The organism is Streptomyces sp. NBC_01142 (assembly GCF_026341125.1).
GTDB lineage: Bacteria > Actinomycetota > Actinomycetes > Streptomycetales > Streptomycetaceae > Streptomyces.
The window spans coordinates 1,173,194-1,191,848 of sequence record NZ_JAPEOR010000001.1; the positions used below are offsets into that span (position 1 = coordinate 1,173,194).

Genomic DNA, 18,655 nt, shown 5'->3' on the forward strand with positions numbered 1-18,655 from the left:
AAGGACGGCACGCAAGTCCGTGGACATAGCCGCTGGGCTCCGGGAGCGCGGCATCAGATGGCAGGCCTGGCTATCGCGAGCATTGTGGTCTGGGGCTCAGGAAGTGGGCAGATCAAAATCGACACGAGCGACGGGCGCACCGGTCCGACTCCACGTGTCGCGACGCCGGTCGTTCCTGGAGGTCAGCCGTGAGCCGCCGCCGGCCGGCGCGGCGGTCCCGGAGGCGTTCATCCAGAAGAGCCAAAGGGCCCGACCCGCTGGTGCTCGGCATCGCAGCAGTCGCAGGTCTCGGACTCGTCATCGCCCTGGTGCGGTGGCTGCTGGAGAACTGGTGGCTGCTCGTCGCGCTCGCGGTTCTCGCGGCCTGTACCGGTGGCTTCTGGCTCAAACAGCAGGCGGACCGTTCCCGCTGGGAACGGATTCGCTCGCAGGGCCTGCGATACCAGCTGCCCCAACTCGACAGGCTCCACCACAGGGAGTTCGAGTACGCGATACGGGACCTCATGCGCCGAGACGGCTGCACTGATGCGGTGCAGGTCGGCGGCGCTGGTGACAACGGCGCTGACGTGACAGCCAGCGATCCGTTCGGACGGCGGTGGGTGATCCAGTGCAAGCACCGTAAGAACGGCGCCTCAGGCTCGCCTGTCGGTACCCCGGACCTGCACGTTCTCAACGGCACCGGACGCCAGCTGCACGGCGGAGACGTGGTGGTCCTGGTGACGAACGGACGCTTCACCTCGGGATGCCCGCCGCTGGCCACGTCTCAGCGGCTGCATCTGGTGGACCGCCGGACACTGGGGGAGTGGGCAGCAGGCTCGCGGCCGCTATGGGAACTCCTGCAGAAGCTCCCACCACCCCGGAAGCAGTCTCCGCTGTCATGAGGACGTCGGGGCCATGCCTTCCATCTCCATCGCACAGTGCAGCCTGAACAGCTGACGACTCACACGCCACTCACACGCAACCAGCGATAGAGAACGACAAAGAGCCGGACCCAGTGGGACTGGGTCCGGCTCTTGACGTCTGGCACTTCCGCAGGTCAGCGGGTGGATCACGCTGGTCCGGCTTCTGTGCCCCCGGCAGGATTCGAACCTGCGCACACGGCTCCGGAGGCCGTTGCTCTATCCCCTGAGCTACGGGGGCGTTCCGCCGCACTGCTGCGGCGACGGATAGAACCCTACCAGCTCCCAAAGGGTCGTCGTGAACAGGTATTTCCGGGTCCCGCAGCAGCTCACGTCGCCCGCCCGGGGTGGAAGTGGGCAAAACCCGGACGCGGCGCCGCCCCCCGACCTACTCTCGAGTTGTGTCTGGCGCGTCCGGCCGGGTGCTCGTTGTCGACGACAACAGGGTCATTCGGCAGTTGATCAGGGTCAATCTCGAGCTGGAGGGCTTCGAGGTCGTGACCGCGGCCGATGGTGCCGAGTGTCTGGATGTCGTGCATCGCGTCTGTCCCGATGTGGTCACTCTCGATGTGGTCATGCCCCGCCTCGACGGGCTGCGCACCGCCGCCCGGCTGCGGGACGATCCGCGGACCAGCCATCTGCCGATCGCCATCATCAGTGCGTGTACGCAGTACGAGGTGGAGAGCGGCCTCGTCGCCGGGGTCGATGCCTTTCTCGCCAAGCCCTTCGAGCCGGCCGAGCTGGTCCGTCTCGTGCGGCAATTGACGCATCGGGAGGGTCCGCCGTCCGTCGACGGCAGGCATGGCGCCGGGCGGGCGGAAAGCGCACGGGGCTGACCGCATCGCGAAACCGGTTCGCGAAGGGCCCCCCTCCCTCCCATACGCTTGTCCCGTGACTCCTGCTGAGCTCTCCCGCACCGTCCGGCACGCCGTGTGCCGTGCGGTGGAGGAAGGTGCGCTGCGGGTGTCCGTGCCCGAGAGTGTCAGCGTCGAGCGGCCGCGGCCCGGGGGGCGCGGGGACTACGCCACCAATGTTGCTCTGCGCCTGGCGGGGCCGGCCGGGCAGCAGCCCCGTGCGGTCGCCGAAGTGCTGCGGAGCCGGATCGCCGAGGTGCCCGGGATTGCCGGGATCGAGATCACCGGGCCGGGCTTTCTCAACATCACCCTGGGCGAGGGTGCGCAGCAGGCTCTCGTACGGGATGTGCTGGAGCGCGGCAGTGCGTACGGGCACGGGGACGCCCTCCGCGGGGCCTCGATCGCCTTCGGCGCCGTCGACGAGCTGCGCGCAGGGGTCTGGACGCACACCGTCGCCCTGCTGCTCCGCAGCCAGGGGGCGCAGGCCGACGTCGTACCGGGCGCGGTGGACACCCTGCATGTCGTGCCCGCGCCGGCCGGAGACCTCTTCGAGCGGCTCGGGGCCGATGCCGCCCGCTGGGGGCTGCTGGCCGCCGCCTCCCACGACCGGCCACGGACCGGGGACGAGCTCCTGGCTCAGCACGAGAGCAACCCGCTGTTCAGGGTCCGGTACGCCTGTTCCCGCAGCCGCGCTCTCACCCGCGGCGCCGCGCAGCTCGGCTTCGGCAGCGATCCGCTGCAGGACGTCGATGCGCCGGCGCTTGTCACCGCCGTCGGTGACTACCCCGTCGCGCTGGGCGCGGCCGCCCGCCACCGTGCCCCCGACCGTCTGGCCCGGCATCTCGAAACCACCGCCGACGCCCTCCTCGCCTTCCAGTCCTCCGTGCTGCCCATCGGTGACGAGAAACCCCTGGCCGCCCACCGTTCCCGGCTCGCGCTCGCCGAAGCCGCCGGGACGGTGCTCGCAGGCGGCCTGTCCCTGCTCGGCATCAGCTCGCCCGAATACTTGTGACAGAGAGACAAGAGACATGAGCCGTTCCGCACACCCCGCCGGGCCCCGCCACGCCGATGTTTTTCACGAGGGGCACTACAGCGCCCCGCCGACCGACCTCAACGTCCTCGACGAGAAGGTCTGGGCCCGGACGGTCGCCCGCAACGAGGACGGTGTCGCGACCGTCGGCGGGATGGAAGTGACCCGGCTGGCCGAGGAGTTCGGCACCCCCGCCTATTTCCTCGACGAGGCCGACTTCCGCGCCCGCTGCCGCGCCTGGGCCGACGCCTTCGGCAAGGATGCCGACGTGTTCTATGCCGGTAAGGCGTTTCTCTCCCGCGCGATCGTTCGCTGGCTCACGGAGGAGGGGCTCAACCTCGACGTCTGCTCCGGGGGCGAGCTCACCACCGCCCTCGACGCCGGAATGCCCGCCGAGCGCATCGCTTTCCACGGGAACAACAAGTCCGTCGCGGAGATCGAGCGAGCCGTCGAAGCAGGCGTCGGGCGCATCGTCCTCGACTCCTTCCAGGAGATCGTCCGCGTGGCCCACATCGCCCAGAGCCGGGGGAAGCGGCAGCGCGTTCAGATCCGCGTGACGGTAGGGGTGGAGGCGCATACGCACGAATTCATCGCCACGGCTCATGAAGACCAAAAGTTCGGGATCGCTCTCGCCGGGGGGCAGGCCGCCGAAGCCGTACGCCGTGCCCTCAAGCTCGACGGCCTCGAGCTCATCGGGATCCACTCCCACATCGGCTCGCAGATCTTCGACATGGCCGGCTTCGAGGTGTCCGCGCGCCGCGTCGTCCAGCTGCTCGCCGAAGTCCGGGACGAGCACGGGGTCGAGCTGCCCGAGATCGACCTCGGCGGCGGCCTCGGTATCGCCTACACCTCCGAGGACGACCCCCGCGAGCCGCACCACATCGCCAAGGCCCTCAGTGAGATCGTCACCCGTGAGTGTGAGGCCGCGAAGCTGCGGACGCCGCGGATCTCCGTCGAGCCCGGCCGCGCCATCGTCGGGCCCACCGCCTTCACCCTCTACGAGGTCGGCACCGTCAAGCCCCTCGAAGGGCTGCGTACCTACGTCAGCGTCGACGGTGGCATGTCGGACAACATCCGTACCGCCCTGTACGACGCCGAGTACAGCGTCGCGCTCGTCTCCAGGACGTCCGACGCCGAGCCGATGCTCGCCCGCGTCGTCGGAAAGCACTGTGAGAGTGGCGACATTGTGGTCAAGGACGCATTTCTTCCGGCGGACCTCGCGCCGGGCGATCTGATCGCCGTACCCGCCACCGGCGCGTACTGCCGTTCCATGGCGAGCAACTACAACCACGCACTCCGCCCGCCAGTTGTGGCGGTCAAGGACGGCGAGGCGCGGGTAATCGTCCGGCGCGAGACGGAGGAAGATCTCCTGCGTCTCGACGTCGGCTGATGAAATAGATGTCTCGAAATCTGGACGGAGGATAGAAACTTCCGTCCAGTGAGTGAGACTGGTTGGCACCCTGGCTTGTAATGGGCCGTATCCAATGAAAGGCGTAGGTCGGATGATGCGTACGCGTCCGCTGAAGGTGGCGCTGCTGGGCTGTGGTGTGGTCGGCTCAGAGGTGGCGCGCATCATGACGACGCACGCCGACGACCTCGCCGCGCGCATCGGCGCCCCGGTGGAGCTCGTCGGGGTTGCCGTCCGACGGCCCTCCAAGGTGCGTGAGGGCATCGACCCCGCGCTGATCACCACCGACGCCACGGCGCTGGTCGAACGCGGCGACATCGACGTCGTCGTCGAGGTCATCGGCGGCATCGAGCCCGCCCGCGGCCTCATCACCGCCGCGTTCGAGCACGGCGCGTCCGTCGTCTCCGCCAACAAGGCGCTGCTCGCCGAGGACGGTGCGACCCTCTACGCCGCCGCCGAGAAGCACGGCAGGGACCTGTACTTCGAGGCGGCAGTCGCGGGCGCCATCCCGCTGATCAGGCCGTTGCGCGAGTCCCTGGCGGGCGACAAGGTCAACCGTGTGCTCGGCATCGTCAACGGCACGACCAACTTCATCCTCGACAAGATGGACAGCTCGGGCGCCGGCTACTCCGAGGCGCTCGACGAAGCCACCGCCCTCGGATACGCCGAGGCCGACCCGACCGCCGACGTGGAGGGCTTCGACGCCGCCGCCAAGGCCGCCATCCTCGCCGGGATCGCCTTCCACACCCGCGTACGCCTCGACGACGTCCACCGCGAGGGCCTGACCGAGGTCACCGCCGCCGACATCGCCTCCGCCAAACGGATGGGCTGCACCGTCAAGCTCCTCGCCATCTGTGAGCGCGCCGCCGACGGCAAGTCCGTCACCGCGCGCGTGCATCCCGCGATGATTCCGCTCAGCCACCCGCTCGCCTCCGTGCGCGAGGCGTACAACGCCGTCTTCGTCGAGGCCGAGGCGGCCGGGCAGCTGATGTTCTACGGTCCGGGTGCGGGCGGTTCGCCGACCGCGTCCGCGGTTCTCGGCGACCTCGTCGCCGTGTGCCGCAACAAGCTCGCCGAGGCCACCGGACCCGGCGAGTCCGCGTACACGCAGCTGCCCGTGAGCCCCATGGGCGACGTGGTGACGCGGTACCACATCAGCCTCGACGTGGCCGACAAGCCGGGCGTGCTCGCCCAGGTGGCGACGGTCTTCGCCGAGCACGGCGTATCGATCGATACGGTCCGTCAGCAGGGCAAGGACGGTGAGGCTTCCCTCGTCGTCGTCACCCACCGCGCGCCCGACGCCGCCCTTTCGGGGACCGTCGAGGCGCTGCGCAAGCTCGACACCGTGCGCGGTGTCGCCAGCATCATGCGTGTTGAAGGGGAGTAAAGGACCCATGACCAGCAAGGGCACCCACCAGTGGCGCGGCATCATCGAGGAGTACCGGGACCGGCTTCCGGTCACGGACACCACGCCGGTCGTCACGCTCCGTGAGGGTGGTACGCCACTCGTTCCGGCGCAGGTCCTCTCCGAGCGCACGGGCTGCGAGGTGCACCTCAAGGTCGAGGGCGCCAACCCCACCGGGTCCTTCAAGGACCGCGGAATGACCATGGCCATCACCCGGGCCAAGGAGGAGGGCGCGCAGGCCGTCATCTGCGCCTCCACCGGCAACACCTCCGCCTCGGCGGCCGCCTATGCGGTACGCGCCGGAATGCTCTGCGCCGTCCTGGTGCCCCAGGGCAAGATCGCGCTCGGCAAGATGGGCCAGGCGCTGGTGTACGGCTCGCAGATCCTGCAGGTCGACGGGAACTTCGACGACTGCCTGAACCTGGCTCGCGCGCTGTCCGAGAACTACCCGGTGGCGCTGGTCAATTCGGTCAATCCGTACCGCATCGAGGGCCAGAAGACCGCCGCGTTCGAAATCGTCGACGCGCTCGGCGACGCCCCCGACATCCATGTGCTGCCCGTCGGCAACGCCGGCAACATCACGGCGTACTGGAAGGGCTACAAGGAGTACGCCGCGGACAGCATGTCCACGCGCACTCCCCGGATGTGGGGTTTCCAGGCCTCCGGCTCCGCGCCCATCGTCCGTGGCGAGGTCGTCAAGGACCCGTCGACCATCGCCACCGCGATCCGGATCGGCAACCCGGCCTCCTGGAGCCTCGCGCTGGCGGCCCGTGATGAGTCGGGTGGCTTCATCGACGAGGTGACGGACCGTGAGATCCTGCGCGCCTACCGGCTGTTGGCCGCGCAGGAGGGTGTCTTCGTCGAGCCCGCATCGGCCGCGTCCGTCGCCGGTCTGCTCAAGGCCGCCGAGCAGGGCAAGGTCGACCCGGGCCAGCGGATTGTCTGCACCGTCACGGGTAACGGTCTGAAGGACCCGGACTGGGCGGTCGCCGGAGCGCCCCAGCCCGTCACCGTCCCGGTCGACGCGGCCGCGGCCGCCGAGCGCCTCGGACTCGCGTAGCCGGAAATCGCCGTCCGGGTTCCCCCTGGGAAAGCTTCGCAACCCGGACAACGCTGTACGTAGGGGCACAGGAGGCTCGCGACACGCATCGTGCGCCTCCTGTGCGCCCTATGTCGCGACAGAACCTTCCTTCGATAAGCTGTACTGAACCCGCCCCGCCGCATATGCCGCGGTGTAGTTGCCGATACGGCCCACGGGTGTTCGTACCCCTCGAACAAATTTCGCACATCTCGTAAATCTCGCAGTTCAGAACCAAGGAGAGTCATCGAGCGATGGCCGGTCCAGCGTTCCGCGCCGCCGCTGTCCGGGTGCGCGTCCCAGCCACCAGCGCCAACCTCGGCCCGGGCTTCGACGCCTTCGGGCTGTCCCTGGGGCTGTACGACGACGTGGTCGTCCGGGTCGCGGATTCCGGTCTGCATGTCGACATCGCGGGTGAGGGCGCCACGACGCTTCCCCGCGATGAGAGCCATCTGCTCGTACGTTCCCTGCGTACGGCCTTCGACCTGCTCGGCGGGCAGCCGCGCGGCCTCGAGGTCATCTGCGCCAACCGGATCCCGCACGGGCGAGGACTGGGCTCCTCGTCGGCGGCCATCTGCGCGGGCATCGTCGCCGCCCGAGCGGTGACCATAGGCGGCGACGCCAAGCTCGACGACGAGGCCCTGCTGGAGCTCGCGACCGAGATCGAGGGGCACCCCGACAATGTCGCCGCCTGTCTGCTCGGCGGCTTCACACTTGCGTGGACCGACGGGGGAGCGGCACGCGCCATCAGGATGGATCCCGCAGATTCCATCGTTCCGGTGGTTTTCGTGCCCAGTAAGCCGGTACTCACCGAGACGGCCCGCGGACTTCTTCCGCGCACCGTCCCCCATGTGGACGCCGCTGCCAACGCGGGTCGTGCGGGCCTGCTCGTCGAGGCTCTGACCAGGCGTCCCGAGCTTCTGCTGCCCGCCACGGAGGACCGTCTGCACCAGGAATACCGCGCCCCGGCGATGCCGGCGAGCGTGGAACTTGTGAACCGACTGCGGGCGGACGGCGTCCCTGCAGTCATCTCCGGTGCGGGCCCCACGGTGCTCGCGCTGGCCGAGGACAGTGCGGCCGACAAGGTCGCACGGCTGGCGGGCGAGGGATGGGCGGCCAACCGGCTCACCTTCGACGCCGCGGGCGCGAGTGTTCTGCCGCTCGCCCCGCAGTGACACGAGATTGCCGGTGATGGAGAGGGGGAATGTTTGTTGGAGCCGGTAGTGTTAACCTCAAGTCTGCAACCGACGTCTTTGTGGCGCGGTGCTTCGTGTCCCCATTCGGGACCACCATTCTTCCGGGAGCCTCCCCAACTGCCTGAGCAGCCTGCCTGAGCAGTTTCGAGCACGCTCCGGAACCGGCACGACACCCCTCGCTTTTCCAGGAGTGGGCCGAGCAGGGGGACCTCGGGCCGGACTTTGCACATAAATCTCTTCCGCCGTTAATTGCCGGCGGGACCACCGCCCCGGCACGGTCCGCAAGCCAGGACCGCAGCCGGACAGCACAACCGGTCGCCGAGCCAGAAGGCCGACGTCCGCTCCAGGGAAGGACCCTTCGTGAGCGACACCACCGATCTGATGGGCGTGACTGCCGACAACAGCGTCGACACCTCCGCGCCCGCCGCAGGTGCTGCCTCTGGCACCACCTCACGGCGCCGCCGCTCCGGCACCGGCCTCGAGGGCATGGTCCTGGCCGAGCTGCAGCAGGTCGCGTCCGGCCTCGGCATCAGGGGCACTGCGCGGATGCGCAAGAGCCAGCTGATCGAGGTCATCAAGGAGGCGCAGGCCGGCGGCGGGTCGTCCGCGCCGAAGAGCGCCGAGGCCGGATCCGGCGATGCCGAGACCAAGCCGAAGCGGCGTGCCACCTCCAAGGCGCGCACGGGCGACGAGGCCGCAGAGAAGCCCGCCAAGGTCGCCAAGGCCGAGAAGGCCGTGGCCCAGCAGCAGATCGACATCCCCGGTCAGCCGGCCAGCGAGGACCAGCCGGCCGGAGAGCGCCGCCGTCGTCGGGCCACCGCGCAGGCGGGCAGCCCGGACACCAAGACCGAGGTCAAGACCGAGTCGGCCGTCGACGTCAAGACGGAGGCGCAGCCGGAGGCCTCGGCCGAGGCTGCCACCGCCGTGTCCGCCCAGGAGGGCGCCGACGGCCGTCGCGACCGCCAGGAGCGCGGCCAGCGCGGTGAGCGGGGCGAGCGTGGTGAGCGCGGCGGCGATCGCGGCGACCGCCGTGACCGTCAGCGCGACCGCCGTGGCAAGGGTGACGATCAGCAGCAGGGCGGCCAGCGCCAGCAGCGTCAGGGCGGCCAGCAGCAGGGCCCCCAGAGCAGCGGCCCGCAGGACGACGACGACTTCGAGGGCGGCCGCCGTGGGCGCCGTGGCCGTTACCGCGACCGTCGTGGCCGTCGTGGCCGCGAGGACTTCGCGACCAACGAGCCGCAGGTCGCCGACGACGACGTCCTGATCCCCGTCGCGGGCATCCTGGACATCCTCGACAACTACGCGTTCATCCGGACCTCCGGCTACCTGCCGGGACCGAACGACGTGTACGTGTCACTGGCCCAGGTCCGCAAGAACGGCCTGCGCAAGGGTGACCACGTCACCGGCGCCGTACGTCAGCCGAAGGAGGGCGAGCGCCGCGAGAAGTTCAACGCGCTGGTCCGCCTCGACTCGGCGAACGGCATGGCGGCCGAATCCGGCCGCGGGCGCCCGGAGTTCCAGAAGCTGACCCCGTTGTACCCGCAGGACCGGCTGCGCCTCGAGACCGACCCGGGTGTGCTGACGACCCGGATCATCGACCTCGTCGCGCCGATCGGCAAGGGCCAGCGAGGCCTGATCGTGGCCCCGCCGAAGACCGGCAAGACCATGATCCTGCAGGCGATCGCCAACGCGATCACCGTCAACAGCCCCGAGTGCCACCTGATGGTCGTCCTCGTCGACGAGCGGCCCGAAGAGGTCACCGACATGCAGCGGTCGGTGAAGGGCGAGGTCATCTCCTCGACCTTCGACCGTCCGGCCGAGGACCACACCACCGTCGCCGAGCTGGCCATCGAGCGCGCCAAGCGTCTCGTCGAGCTGGGTCACGACGTGGTCGTCCTGCTGGACTCCATCACCCGCCTGGGCCGTGCGTACAACCTGGCGGCCCCGGCCTCCGGTCGCATCCTGTCCGGTGGTGTCGACTCGACCGCGCTCTACCCGCCGAAGCGCTTCTTCGGTGCGGCGCGCAACATCGAGGACGGCGGCTCGCTGACCATCCTGGCCACCGCGCTGGTCGAGACCGGCTCGCGCATGGACGAGGTGATCTTCGAGGAGTTCAAGGGCACCGGAAACATGGAGCTCAAGCTCGACCGCAAGCTCTCCGACAAGCGCATCTTCCCGGCGGTGGACGTGGACGCGTCCAGCACCCGTAAGGAAGAGATCCTGCTCGGCAGCGACGAGCTCGCCGTCGTCTGGAAGCTGCGCCGGGTGCTGCACGCGCTCGACCAGCAGCAGGCGATCGAGCTGCTGCTGGACAAGATGAAGCAGACGAAGTCGAACGCCGAGTTCCTGCTGCAGATCCAGAAGACGACCCCGTCCGCCGGAAACGGCAACGACTGAGAAGTCCTCAAGGCCCGCCGGGAGACCTTCACCACAGCCGTCAGGCGTGGGAGGTGTTCCGCGCTCTTTGCCCCCGCCCGCCGAACTGGCTGATGGGGACGGAGAGTCGGGCCGGCCGAGCAGTCCACTGTGCCCACCGCGCATCGCGCGGTGGGCACAGTGCTTTCTTAAGGAGTTCTCAGGACCCTGTGCAACCCTTCTTGCTTCTTCAACGTCTGACTCAACGTCGGACAACTGACGACAAACCGCCCTGATCACCACGGCGGGGGGTAGCGGGAAGCAGCGAGAGCCGAGGGGACCATGGCAGACCAGAGCGGTAGCGACAGTCGAATACGCAGCCGGGGCCGCGGCACGCGCCGTAAGAAGCCCACCAAGGGCCGCCGGGCGATGACCATGGCCGGTTGGTCAGTGGCAGGTCTCGTGCTCGTCGGCGGATCGGGCCTCGGCTACGTCTACTTCAAGCTCAACGGCAATATCGAGGGCGTCGACATCAACTCCGCGCTCGGCACCGAACGCCCCGAGAACATCGACAACGGCTCCATGGACATTCTGGTCCTGGGCTCGGACTCCCGCTCCGGCGCGAACGGCGAGTACGGCGAGGACGAGGGCGGCGCCCGCTCCGACACCGCGATGATCGTGCACGTCTACGAGGGCCACAAGAAGGCCAGCGTCGTCTCCGTCCCGCGCGACACCCTCATCGACCGCCCCCGGTGCACGAACAGCAAGGGCACGGACGGAGCGGGCTCGGACTCCAAGGGCACGTCCGTCACCGGCACGCAGCGCGCGATGTTCAACACGGCGTACGAGACCGGCGGGCCGGCCTGCGCGGTGAAGACGGTCGAGAAGATGTCCGGCATCCGCATGGACCACTACATCGAGGTCGACTTCACCGGTTTCAAGAAGCTCATCGACGAGCTGGGCGGTGTGGAGATCACCACCACCACCCCGATCAACGACGACAAGAGCCATCTGGACCTCAAGCCGGGCACGCACACTCTCGGCGGGGAGCAGTCGCTCGGTCTCGTACGGACCCGCAAGAGCGTCGGCGACGGCAGTGACCTGGGCCGAATACAGCTGCAGCAGGCCTTCATCAAGGCCTTCATCAACCAGGTGAAGGACGTCGGCGTCTTCACCGGTCCGAAGCTCCTCGACCTCGCAGACACCGCCACCAAGGCCATCACGCCCGACTCCGAGCTCGACTCGGTCAATGAGCTGATGGGCTTCGCCAAGGGCCTGAGCGGTCTCGGTGCCGAGGACGTGCACATGATCACGCTGCCGGTCCGGTACGACCCCGCCGACCCGAACCGCGTGGTCCCCCTCGAATCGGCCTCCCAGCAGGTGTGGACGGCGCTCAAGCAGGACAAGCCCATCCCCGCCTCCGCGGTCAAGGACTCCGCGGGCGACAAGGGCACTGCCGGTGGAGTGGTGAAGAGCCATTAGTACCCGGAAAAGGCCGCGGGAATACTTCCGGACCCACCCCGGTTTTGGGAGATACGGCCAGTCCTGGCAGACTGGTACGTCGGCCCCGGTTCACGTACGAGCAATCCGCGTGTACGACCCGGAGCCCTCCCGAAACTAGGAGACACCCTTGAAGCGCGACATCCACCCCCAGTACGTCGAGACCCAGGTCAGCTGCACCTGCGGCGCGTCGTTCACCACCCGTAGCACCATCGACTCCGGCTCCGTCCGCGCCGAGGTCTGCTCCGAGTGCCACCCGTTCTACACGGGCAAGCAGAAGATCCTCGACACCGGTGGCCGCGTGGCCCGCTTCGAGGCCCGCTTCGGCAAGGCTGCCAAGAAGTAGCGAGCCATTGCGCCGGCCCTCGGCCGCCCCTGCCCGGGGTGGCCGTGGCCGGCGCTTTGTCCGTTCTGAGCAGCCCCTTTCGCGTACCAGACCCAGGAGCCCCCGATGTTCGAGGCGGTCGAGGAACTGATCGGCGAACACGCCGATCTCGAGAAGAAGCTCGCCGACCCGTCGGTCCACGCGGACCAGGCGAACGCGCGCACGCTCAACAAGCGCTACGCCGAGCTCACCCCGATCATCGGCACGTACCGCTCCTGGAAGCAGACCGGGGACGACATCCAGACCGCGCGTGAATTCGCCGCCGAGGACCCGGACTTCGCCGCCGAGGTCAAGGTGCTGGAGAAGCAGCGCGAGGAGCTCACCGAGAAGCTGCGGCTGCTGCTGGTGCCGCGCGACCCCAGCGACGACAAGGACGTCATCCTCGAGGTCAAGGCGGGCGCGGGCGGCGACGAGTCCGCCCTGTTCGCCGGCGATCTGCTGCGGATGTATCTGCGCTACGCCGAGCGCGTCGGCTGGAAGACCGAGATCATCGACGCCACCGAGTCCGAGCTGGGCGGCTACAAGGATGTCCAGGTCGCGGTGAAGACCAAGGGCGGCAACGGCGCGACCGAGCCCGGCCAGGGCGTCTGGGCGCGGCTGAAGTACGAGGGCGGGGTGCACCGCGTCCAGCGCGTGCCCGCCACCGAGTCCCAGGGCCGTATCCACACCTCCGCGGCCGGTGTGCTGGTCACACCCGAGGCGGAGGAGATCGACGTCGAGATCCACGCCAACGACCTGCGGATCGACGTCTACCGCTCGTCGGGCCCCGGCGGCCAGTCCGTCAACACCACCGACTCCGCGGTGCGCATCACGCACCTGCCGACCGGAATCGTCGCCTCCTGCCAGAACGAGAAGAGCCAGCTCCAGAACAAGGAGCAGGCGATGCGTATCCTGCGCTCCAGGCTGCTGGCCGCCGCGCAGGAGGAGGCCGAGAGCAAGGCCGCGGACGCGCGCCGCAGCCAGGTCCGCACCGTGGACCGCTCCGAGAAGATCCGTACGTACAACTACCCGGAAAACCGGATCTCGGACCACCGCGTCGGCTTCAAGGCGTACAACTTGGACCAGGTGCTCGACGGCGATCTGGACGCGATGATCCAGGCCTGCGTCGACGCCGACTCCGCCGCCAAGCTCGCCGCCGCCCAGTAGCCGCCCTGTAAGCCCCGCACACCGTCCCAGCCCCGGAGGACCAGCGTGAACCTGCTGCTTGCCGAGGTGGCCCAGGCCACCCAGCGGCTGGCCGACGCCGGCGTGCCCTCACCGCGCTTCGACGCGGAGGAGCTCGCCGCGTTCGTGCACGGCGTGAAGCGGGGAGAGCTGCACAACGTCAAGGACGCGGACTTCGACGCCCGCTACTGGGAGGCGGTTGCGCGCCGCGAGGCCCGCGAGCCGCTCCAGCACATCACCGGCCGGGCCTTCTTCCGCTTTCTGGAGCTTCAGGTCGGCCCCGGCGTCTTCGTACCGCGTCCGGAGACCGAGTCGGTCGTCGGCTGGGCCATAGACGCCGTACGGGCCATGGATGTCGTCGAGCCGCTCATCGTCGATCTGTGTACGGGCTCCGGGGCGATCGCGCTTGCCATGGCGCAGGAGGTGCCGCGCTCGCGTGTGCACGGCGTGGAGCTCTCCGAGGACGCGCTGAAGTGGACCCGCAAGAACGCCGAGGGCTCGCGCGTCTCCATCCACCAGGGCGATGCGCTGAGCGCCCTGCCGGAGCTCGACGGCCAGGTCGATCTGGTCATCTCCAATCCGCCGTACATCCCGCTCACCGAGTGGGAGTACGTCGCCCCCGAGGCCCGTGACCACGACCCGAACATGGCGCTCTTCTCCGGTGAGGACGGGCTCGAGACCATCCGTGGCATCGAGCGCACCGCCCACCGGCTGCTGCGGCCGGGCGGTCTCGTCGTCGTCGAGCACGCCGACACCCAGGGCGGCCAGGTGCCGTGGATCTTCAACGAGGAGGCCGGCTGGGCGGACGCGGCCGACCACCCGGACCTCAACAAGCGGCCGCGTTTCGCGACCGCACGCAAGGCCATGCCGTGACCGGCACCCCTGACCCGTACACGCTTGAGGAGGGCCGTTAGATGGCACGGCGATACGACTGCAACGACGCGACCGACCGTACGACCGGTCTGCGCGAAGCCGCATCGGCCGTCCGCCGCGGCGAGCTGGTCGTGCTGCCCACCGACACCGTCTACGGGATCGGTGCGGACGCCTTCGGCTCCGAGGCCGTCGCCGATCTGCTGGAGGCCAAGGGCCGCGGCCGCAATATGCCCACCCCTGTCCTGATCGGGTCCCCGAACACCCTGCACGGCCTGGTCACCGACTTCTCCGAGCAGGCCTGGGAGCTGGTCGACGCGTTCTGGCCCGGCGCGCTGACGCTGGTCGCCAAGCACCAGCCCTCGCTCCAGTGGGACCTGGGCGACACCCGTGGCACCGTCGCGATCCGGATGCCGCTGCACCCGGTCGCGATCGAACTGCTCACCGAGGTCGGCCCGATGGCGGTCTCCAGCGCCAACCTCACCGGACACCCGGCTCCCGAGGACTGCGATGCCGCGCAGGAGATGCTCGGCGACTCGGTCTCGGTCTATCTGGACGGCGGCCCGACCCCGGGCATCGTCCCGTCCTCGATCGTCGACGTCACGGGCAAGTTCCCGGTGCTGCTGCGCGAGGGAGCGCTCTCGCCGGACGAGCTGCGCAAAGTCGTACCCGACCTCGAGGTGGCCAATTGACCGCCCCTGAGGGGCGTGGCATAGCGGAATCCTGGGGGTCCTCCCGGACGGAGCCCGGGGGAACCACCGCGACCTTCCGCATCCTCCACGTCAGCACCGGCAATGTCTGCCGCTCGCCCATCACCGAGCGGCTGACCCGTCATGCCCTGAGCGACCGCCTCGGCGACCGGCTCGTGGGCGGCCTGATCGTGGAGAGCGCGGGCACCTGGGGCCACGAGGGCGCCCCGATGGAGGCCAACGCCGAGACCGTTCTTGCCGACTTCGGCGCGGACGCGACCGGCTTCGTGGGCCGTGAGCTGCTCGACGAGCATGTGATCCGCGCCGACCTCGTCCTCACCGCAACCCGCGACCACCGGGCCCAGGTCATCTCAATGGGCCACTCGGCGGGTCTGCGCACCTTCACGCTCAAGGAGTTCACCCGGCTGGTGCGCGCCATAGACCCGGCGACCCTGCCGGACCCGCGTGACGAGGGCGTCGTGGAGCGCGCCCGCGCGCTGGTACGCGCGGCGGCGGCGCTGCGCGGCTGGCTGCTGGCGCCGAGCCCGGACGCGGACGAGGTGTATGACCCGTATGGCGCGCCGATCACGTTCTTCCGCTCGATCGGGGACGAGATCAACCAGGCGCTGGATCCTGTGGTGACGGCGCTGACCGGCGTCCCTGCGAAGCGCTGAGCCCGCGGCGGGCCCGTTCCCCTCCCCGGCCCTTCCCCTGACTGGGGGTAAGCCCCCAGAGCCCCGTACTGCCTTCGGCCGTGTCCTCGATCGCCGGACGGGCTGAGTTTCCCGCCCGACAGGCGGCAGACTCGGCCCCGCCGACGAGGGGGGCGCGGGATCCGGCGCAGAGCCCCCGCCGTGCGTCGGGCCGCGCAGCGAAACAGCGGGAAGGGACGGGGAGGGGACGGAAACCTTCCGGACACCGGGCACGCAAAGGGACCCCGGCCTACATTGGAATGGCCGCAACCCTGCGAGGCCTGGAGCCACAGATGTCGGTCACTGCTGCACCGGACGCCGCCCGCATCACCCACCAGGGCGCCGACTTCGACGCCCTGCGCCGGCAGGACCCCGAGATCGCCGAGGTGCTCCTGGGGGAGCTGGGGCGCCAGTGCGACGGTCTGCAGCTCATCGCCGCGGAGAACTTCGCCTCGCCTGCCGTCCTCGCCGCCCTGGGCTCCCCGCTCGCCAACAAGTACGCCGAGGGCTATCCCGGCGCCCGTCACCACGGTGGCTGCGAGTTCGCCGACGCCGCCGAGCGGATCGCTGTCGAGCGTGCCACCGCCCTCTTCAGCGCCGAGCACGCCAACGTGCAGCCCCACTCCGGCTCCTCCGCCGTGCTCGCTGCGTACGCGGCGCTGCTGAAGCCCGGCGACACCGTGCTCGCCATGGGGCTGCCGTACGGCGGGCACCTCACCCACGGCTCGCCCGCGAACTTCTCCGGCCGCTGGTTCGACTTCGTCGGATACGGCGTCGACGCCGAGAGCGGTCTGATCGACTACGACCAGGTGCGGACCCTGGCACGTCGGCGCCGGCCCAAGGCCATGGTCTGTGGCTCGATCTCGTATCCCCGCCATCCCGACTACGAAGCCTTCCGCGAGATCGCGGACGAGGTGGGTGCGTATCTGATCGTCGATGCCGCGCACCCCATGGGCCTGATCGCGGGGGGCGCTGCCCCCAGCCCCGTCCCGTACGCCGATGTGGTGTGCGCCACCACCCACAAGGTGCTGCGCGGTCCGCGCGGCGGGATGATCCTGTGCAGGTCCGAGCTGGCCGAGCGTATCGACCGGGCGGTCTTTCCCTTCACCCAGGGCGGCGCCCAGATGAACTCGATCGCCGCCAAGGCGGTCGCCTTCGGCGAGGCGGCGACCCCCGCGTTCACGGTCTATGCCCATCAGGTGGTCGCCAATGCCCGGGTGCTTGCCGACGCGCTCGCCGAGGACGGCCTGGCGGTGCTGACGGGCGGCACGGACACCCATCTGATCAGCGCGGATCCGGCTCCGCTGGGCGTCGACGGCAAGGTGGCCCGCGGCCGGCTCGCAGCGGCGGGCATGGTCCTGGACACCTGCCCGCTGCCGTACGGGGACGGACGCGGCATCCGGCTGGGTACCGCTGCCGTCACCACCCAGGGCATGGGTGCGTCCGAGATGGCACGGATCGCCAGGTTGTTCACGACCGGGATGCGTGAGGAGGGTGAGGAAGCGAGGAAGGTCCGTACGGAAGTACGTGAACTGGCCGGTAGATTTCCGCTTTATCAGGGGTAGCCGCGCGTCGTGCAACCATCGCCGGTGCCCGTATGTCCTCAAGCATGTGGCTACCAGAGCTAGGGTGTGGGGCTGAGATGGCCAGCGATTCCTGTGGGGCAGCCCGTGCGTGATTACTTGCTGACGCTCTGTGTCACGGCCGCGGTGACCTACCTGCTCACCGGACCGGTGCGCAAGTTCGCCATTGCGACCGGCGCGATGCCCGAGATCCGCGCCCGCGACGTGCACAGAGAGCCGACACCGCGACTCGGCGGCATCGCCATGTTCTTCGGGCTGTGTGCCGGTCTGCTGGTCGCCGATCATCTGCAGAACCTCAACAGCGTCTTCGAACTGTCCAACGAACCGCGCGCGCTGCTCTCCGGCGCGGCCCTGATCTGGATCATCGGTGTCCTGGACGACAAGTTCGAGATCGATGCGCTGATCAAACTGGGCGGCCAGATGATCGCCGCGGGTGTGATGGTGATGCAGGGTCTGACGATTCTGTGGATCCCGGTTCCCGGTGTCGGCACCGTCTCGCTGACTTCCTGGCAGGGCACCCTGCTGACCGTTGCCCTCGTCGTGATCACCATCAACGCGGTCAACTTCGTGGACGGTCTGGACGGCCTCGCCGCCGGCATGGTCTGCATCGCCGCCGCGGCCTTCTTCCTGTACGCCTACCGGATCTGGTTCAGCTACGGCATCGAGGCCGCCGCCCCCGCGACCCTGTTCACCGCGATCCTGATGGGCATGTGTGTGGGCTTCCTGCCGCACAACATGCATCCCGCCCGGATCTTCATGGGCGACTCGGGCTCGATGCTGATCGGCCTGGTGCTCGCGGCGGCCGCGATCTCGGTCACCGGCCAGGTGGACCCGGATGCCCTGAAGATCTTCGAGGGCGGTACGCGTGAGGCCACGCACGCGGCCCTGCCGGTCTTCATCCCGCTGCTGCTGCCGCTGACGATCATCGCCATCCCGGTCGCCGACCTGGTGCTGGCGATCGTGCGCCGTACCTGGAACGGACAGTCGCCGTTCGCCGCGGACCGTGGCCATCTTCACCACCGGCTGCTGGAGATCGGACATTCGCACAGCCGCGCGGTCCTGATCATGTACTTCTGGTCGGCGCTGATCGCCTTCGGCGTCGTCGCGTACTCGGTGCACTCGGCGTCGATGTGGATCGTGCTGCTGATCGTGGCGCTGAGTGCGGTCGGCCTGGTGCTCCTGCTGCTGCCGCGCTTCACCCCACGCACCCCGCGCTGGGCGGAGGCCTTCGTTCCGCCGCGCTACCGGCGCCGCGAGACACAGCCGCAGACGGGCCCCTCGCTCTCGCACGAGCCGGGCGAGAGGGAAGAGACCGGCGAGGCCGGTGAGACGGACGAGGCGGAGCTGCCCCAGGAAGAGCGTCCCGAGCGCACGCCGGTTCCCGCGGGCGTCAACGGCGCGACCGCGATCGGCCCCCGTTCGCGCCTCCCTGACCGGCGGAAGGCCGGAACGCGCGGCTGACGTGTCACGGCATACATGCCCAATACCAGACAAAGCGCCGCTGTGCCCTGCACACACGCGCACACTCACTCTCATGTGTGACAGTT

16 protein-coding genes and 1 tRNA gene are annotated in these 18,655 nt (G+C 69.3%); 16 read left to right on the plus strand and 1 reads right to left on the minus strand.

The annotated features are described in order from the left end of the window. The first annotated feature begins 257 nt into the window (after positions 1 to 257). The gene (locus OG883_RS05605) at positions 258 to 881 is read left to right on the plus strand and encodes a restriction endonuclease (protein ID WP_266541259.1); all 624 of its coding nucleotides are present in this window, start codon (positions 258 to 260) and stop codon (positions 879 to 881) included. Positions 882 to 1,068: 187 nt separating this feature from the next. Here the strand turns inward: OG883_RS05605 and OG883_RS05610 are convergent. Next, positions 1,069 to 1,140: transfer RNA gene (locus tag OG883_RS05610), tRNA-Arg, on the minus strand. Positions 1,141 to 1,252: 112 nt separating this feature from the next. On the opposite strand from OG883_RS05610, the gene OG883_RS05615 reads away from it, so the two are divergent. From OG883_RS05615 to OG883_RS05685, 15 genes are all read left to right on the plus strand, one after another. Continuing rightward, positions 1,253 to 1,735: a response regulator gene (locus OG883_RS05615; protein ID WP_266535749.1), complete on the plus strand. Its 483-nt coding sequence runs from the start codon at positions 1,253 to 1,255 to the stop codon at positions 1,733 to 1,735. Positions 1,736 to 1,790: 55 nt separating this feature from the next. Next, positions 1,791 to 2,765, plus strand: a complete 975-nt coding sequence (nrtL, locus tag OG883_RS05620; RefSeq protein WP_266535752.1) for an ArgS-related anticodon-binding protein NrtL — start codon at positions 1,791 to 1,793, stop codon at positions 2,763 to 2,765. A 16-nt stretch (positions 2,766 to 2,781) separates the two neighbouring features. Then, a complete protein-coding gene (lysA, locus tag OG883_RS05625) occupies positions 2,782 to 4,173 on the plus strand; it encodes a diaminopimelate decarboxylase (protein ID WP_266535755.1) in 1,392 nt (463 codons plus the stop codon). Between the two features lie 115 nt (positions 4,174 to 4,288). Then, positions 4,289 to 5,578: a homoserine dehydrogenase gene (locus OG883_RS05630; RefSeq protein ID WP_266541261.1), complete on the plus strand. Its 1,290-nt coding sequence runs from the start codon at positions 4,289 to 4,291 to the stop codon at positions 5,576 to 5,578. Positions 5,579 to 5,585: 7 nt separating this feature from the next. Next, on the plus strand, positions 5,586 to 6,656 hold the full coding sequence (gene thrC, locus OG883_RS05635; RefSeq protein WP_266535758.1) for a threonine synthase: 1,071 nt from the start codon (positions 5,586 to 5,588) through the stop codon (positions 6,654 to 6,656). Between the two features lie 272 nt (positions 6,657 to 6,928). Next, entirely contained in the window at positions 6,929 to 7,849 is a 921-nt protein-coding gene (gene thrB, locus OG883_RS05640) for a homoserine kinase (RefSeq protein ID WP_266535761.1), read from the plus strand. 381 nt (positions 7,850 to 8,230) lie between these two features. Continuing rightward, entirely contained in the window at positions 8,231 to 10,267 is a 2,037-nt protein-coding gene (gene rho / locus OG883_RS05645; RefSeq protein WP_266535764.1) for a transcription termination factor Rho, read from the plus strand. A gap of 300 nt (positions 10,268 to 10,567) precedes the next feature. Continuing rightward, positions 10,568 to 11,707: an LCP family protein gene (locus OG883_RS05650; protein WP_266535767.1), complete on the plus strand. Its 1,140-nt coding sequence runs from the start codon at positions 10,568 to 10,570 to the stop codon at positions 11,705 to 11,707. Positions 11,708 to 11,855: 148 nt separating this feature from the next. Then, a complete protein-coding gene (gene rpmE / locus OG883_RS05655; RefSeq protein ID WP_266535770.1) occupies positions 11,856 to 12,071 on the plus strand; it encodes a 50S ribosomal protein L31 in 216 nt (71 codons plus the stop codon). A 105-nt stretch (positions 12,072 to 12,176) separates the two neighbouring features. Beyond that, positions 12,177 to 13,256 carry a peptide chain release factor 1 gene (gene prfA, locus OG883_RS05660; RefSeq protein ID WP_266535776.1) on the plus strand — a complete coding sequence of 360 codons (1,080 nt, stop codon included), beginning with the start codon at positions 12,177 to 12,179 and terminating at the stop codon, positions 13,254 to 13,256. A 45-nt stretch (positions 13,257 to 13,301) separates the two neighbouring features. Next, entirely contained in the window at positions 13,302 to 14,147 is an 846-nt protein-coding gene (gene prmC, locus OG883_RS05665; protein WP_266535779.1) for a peptide chain release factor N(5)-glutamine methyltransferase, read from the plus strand. Between the two features lie 41 nt (positions 14,148 to 14,188). After that, positions 14,189 to 14,836, plus strand: coding sequence for an L-threonylcarbamoyladenylate synthase (locus OG883_RS05670; RefSeq protein ID WP_266535781.1), 648 nt, complete (start codon positions 14,189 to 14,191; stop codon positions 14,834 to 14,836). 20 nt (positions 14,837 to 14,856) lie between these two features. Beyond that, positions 14,857 to 15,507 carry a protein-tyrosine-phosphatase gene (locus tag OG883_RS05675; protein WP_266541264.1) on the plus strand — a complete coding sequence of 217 codons (651 nt, stop codon included), beginning with the start codon at positions 14,857 to 14,859 and terminating at the stop codon, positions 15,505 to 15,507. A 311-nt stretch (positions 15,508 to 15,818) separates the two neighbouring features. Next, complete coding sequence (glyA, locus tag OG883_RS05680) at positions 15,819 to 17,090, plus strand: serine hydroxymethyltransferase (RefSeq protein WP_266535791.1); 1,272 nt, start codon at positions 15,819 to 15,821, stop codon at positions 17,088 to 17,090. A gap of 105 nt (positions 17,091 to 17,195) precedes the next feature. After that, positions 17,196 to 18,569, plus strand: a complete 1,374-nt coding sequence (locus OG883_RS05685; RefSeq protein WP_266535793.1) for an MraY family glycosyltransferase — start codon at positions 17,196 to 17,198, stop codon at positions 18,567 to 18,569. Positions 18,570 to 18,655 lie beyond the last annotated feature (86 nt).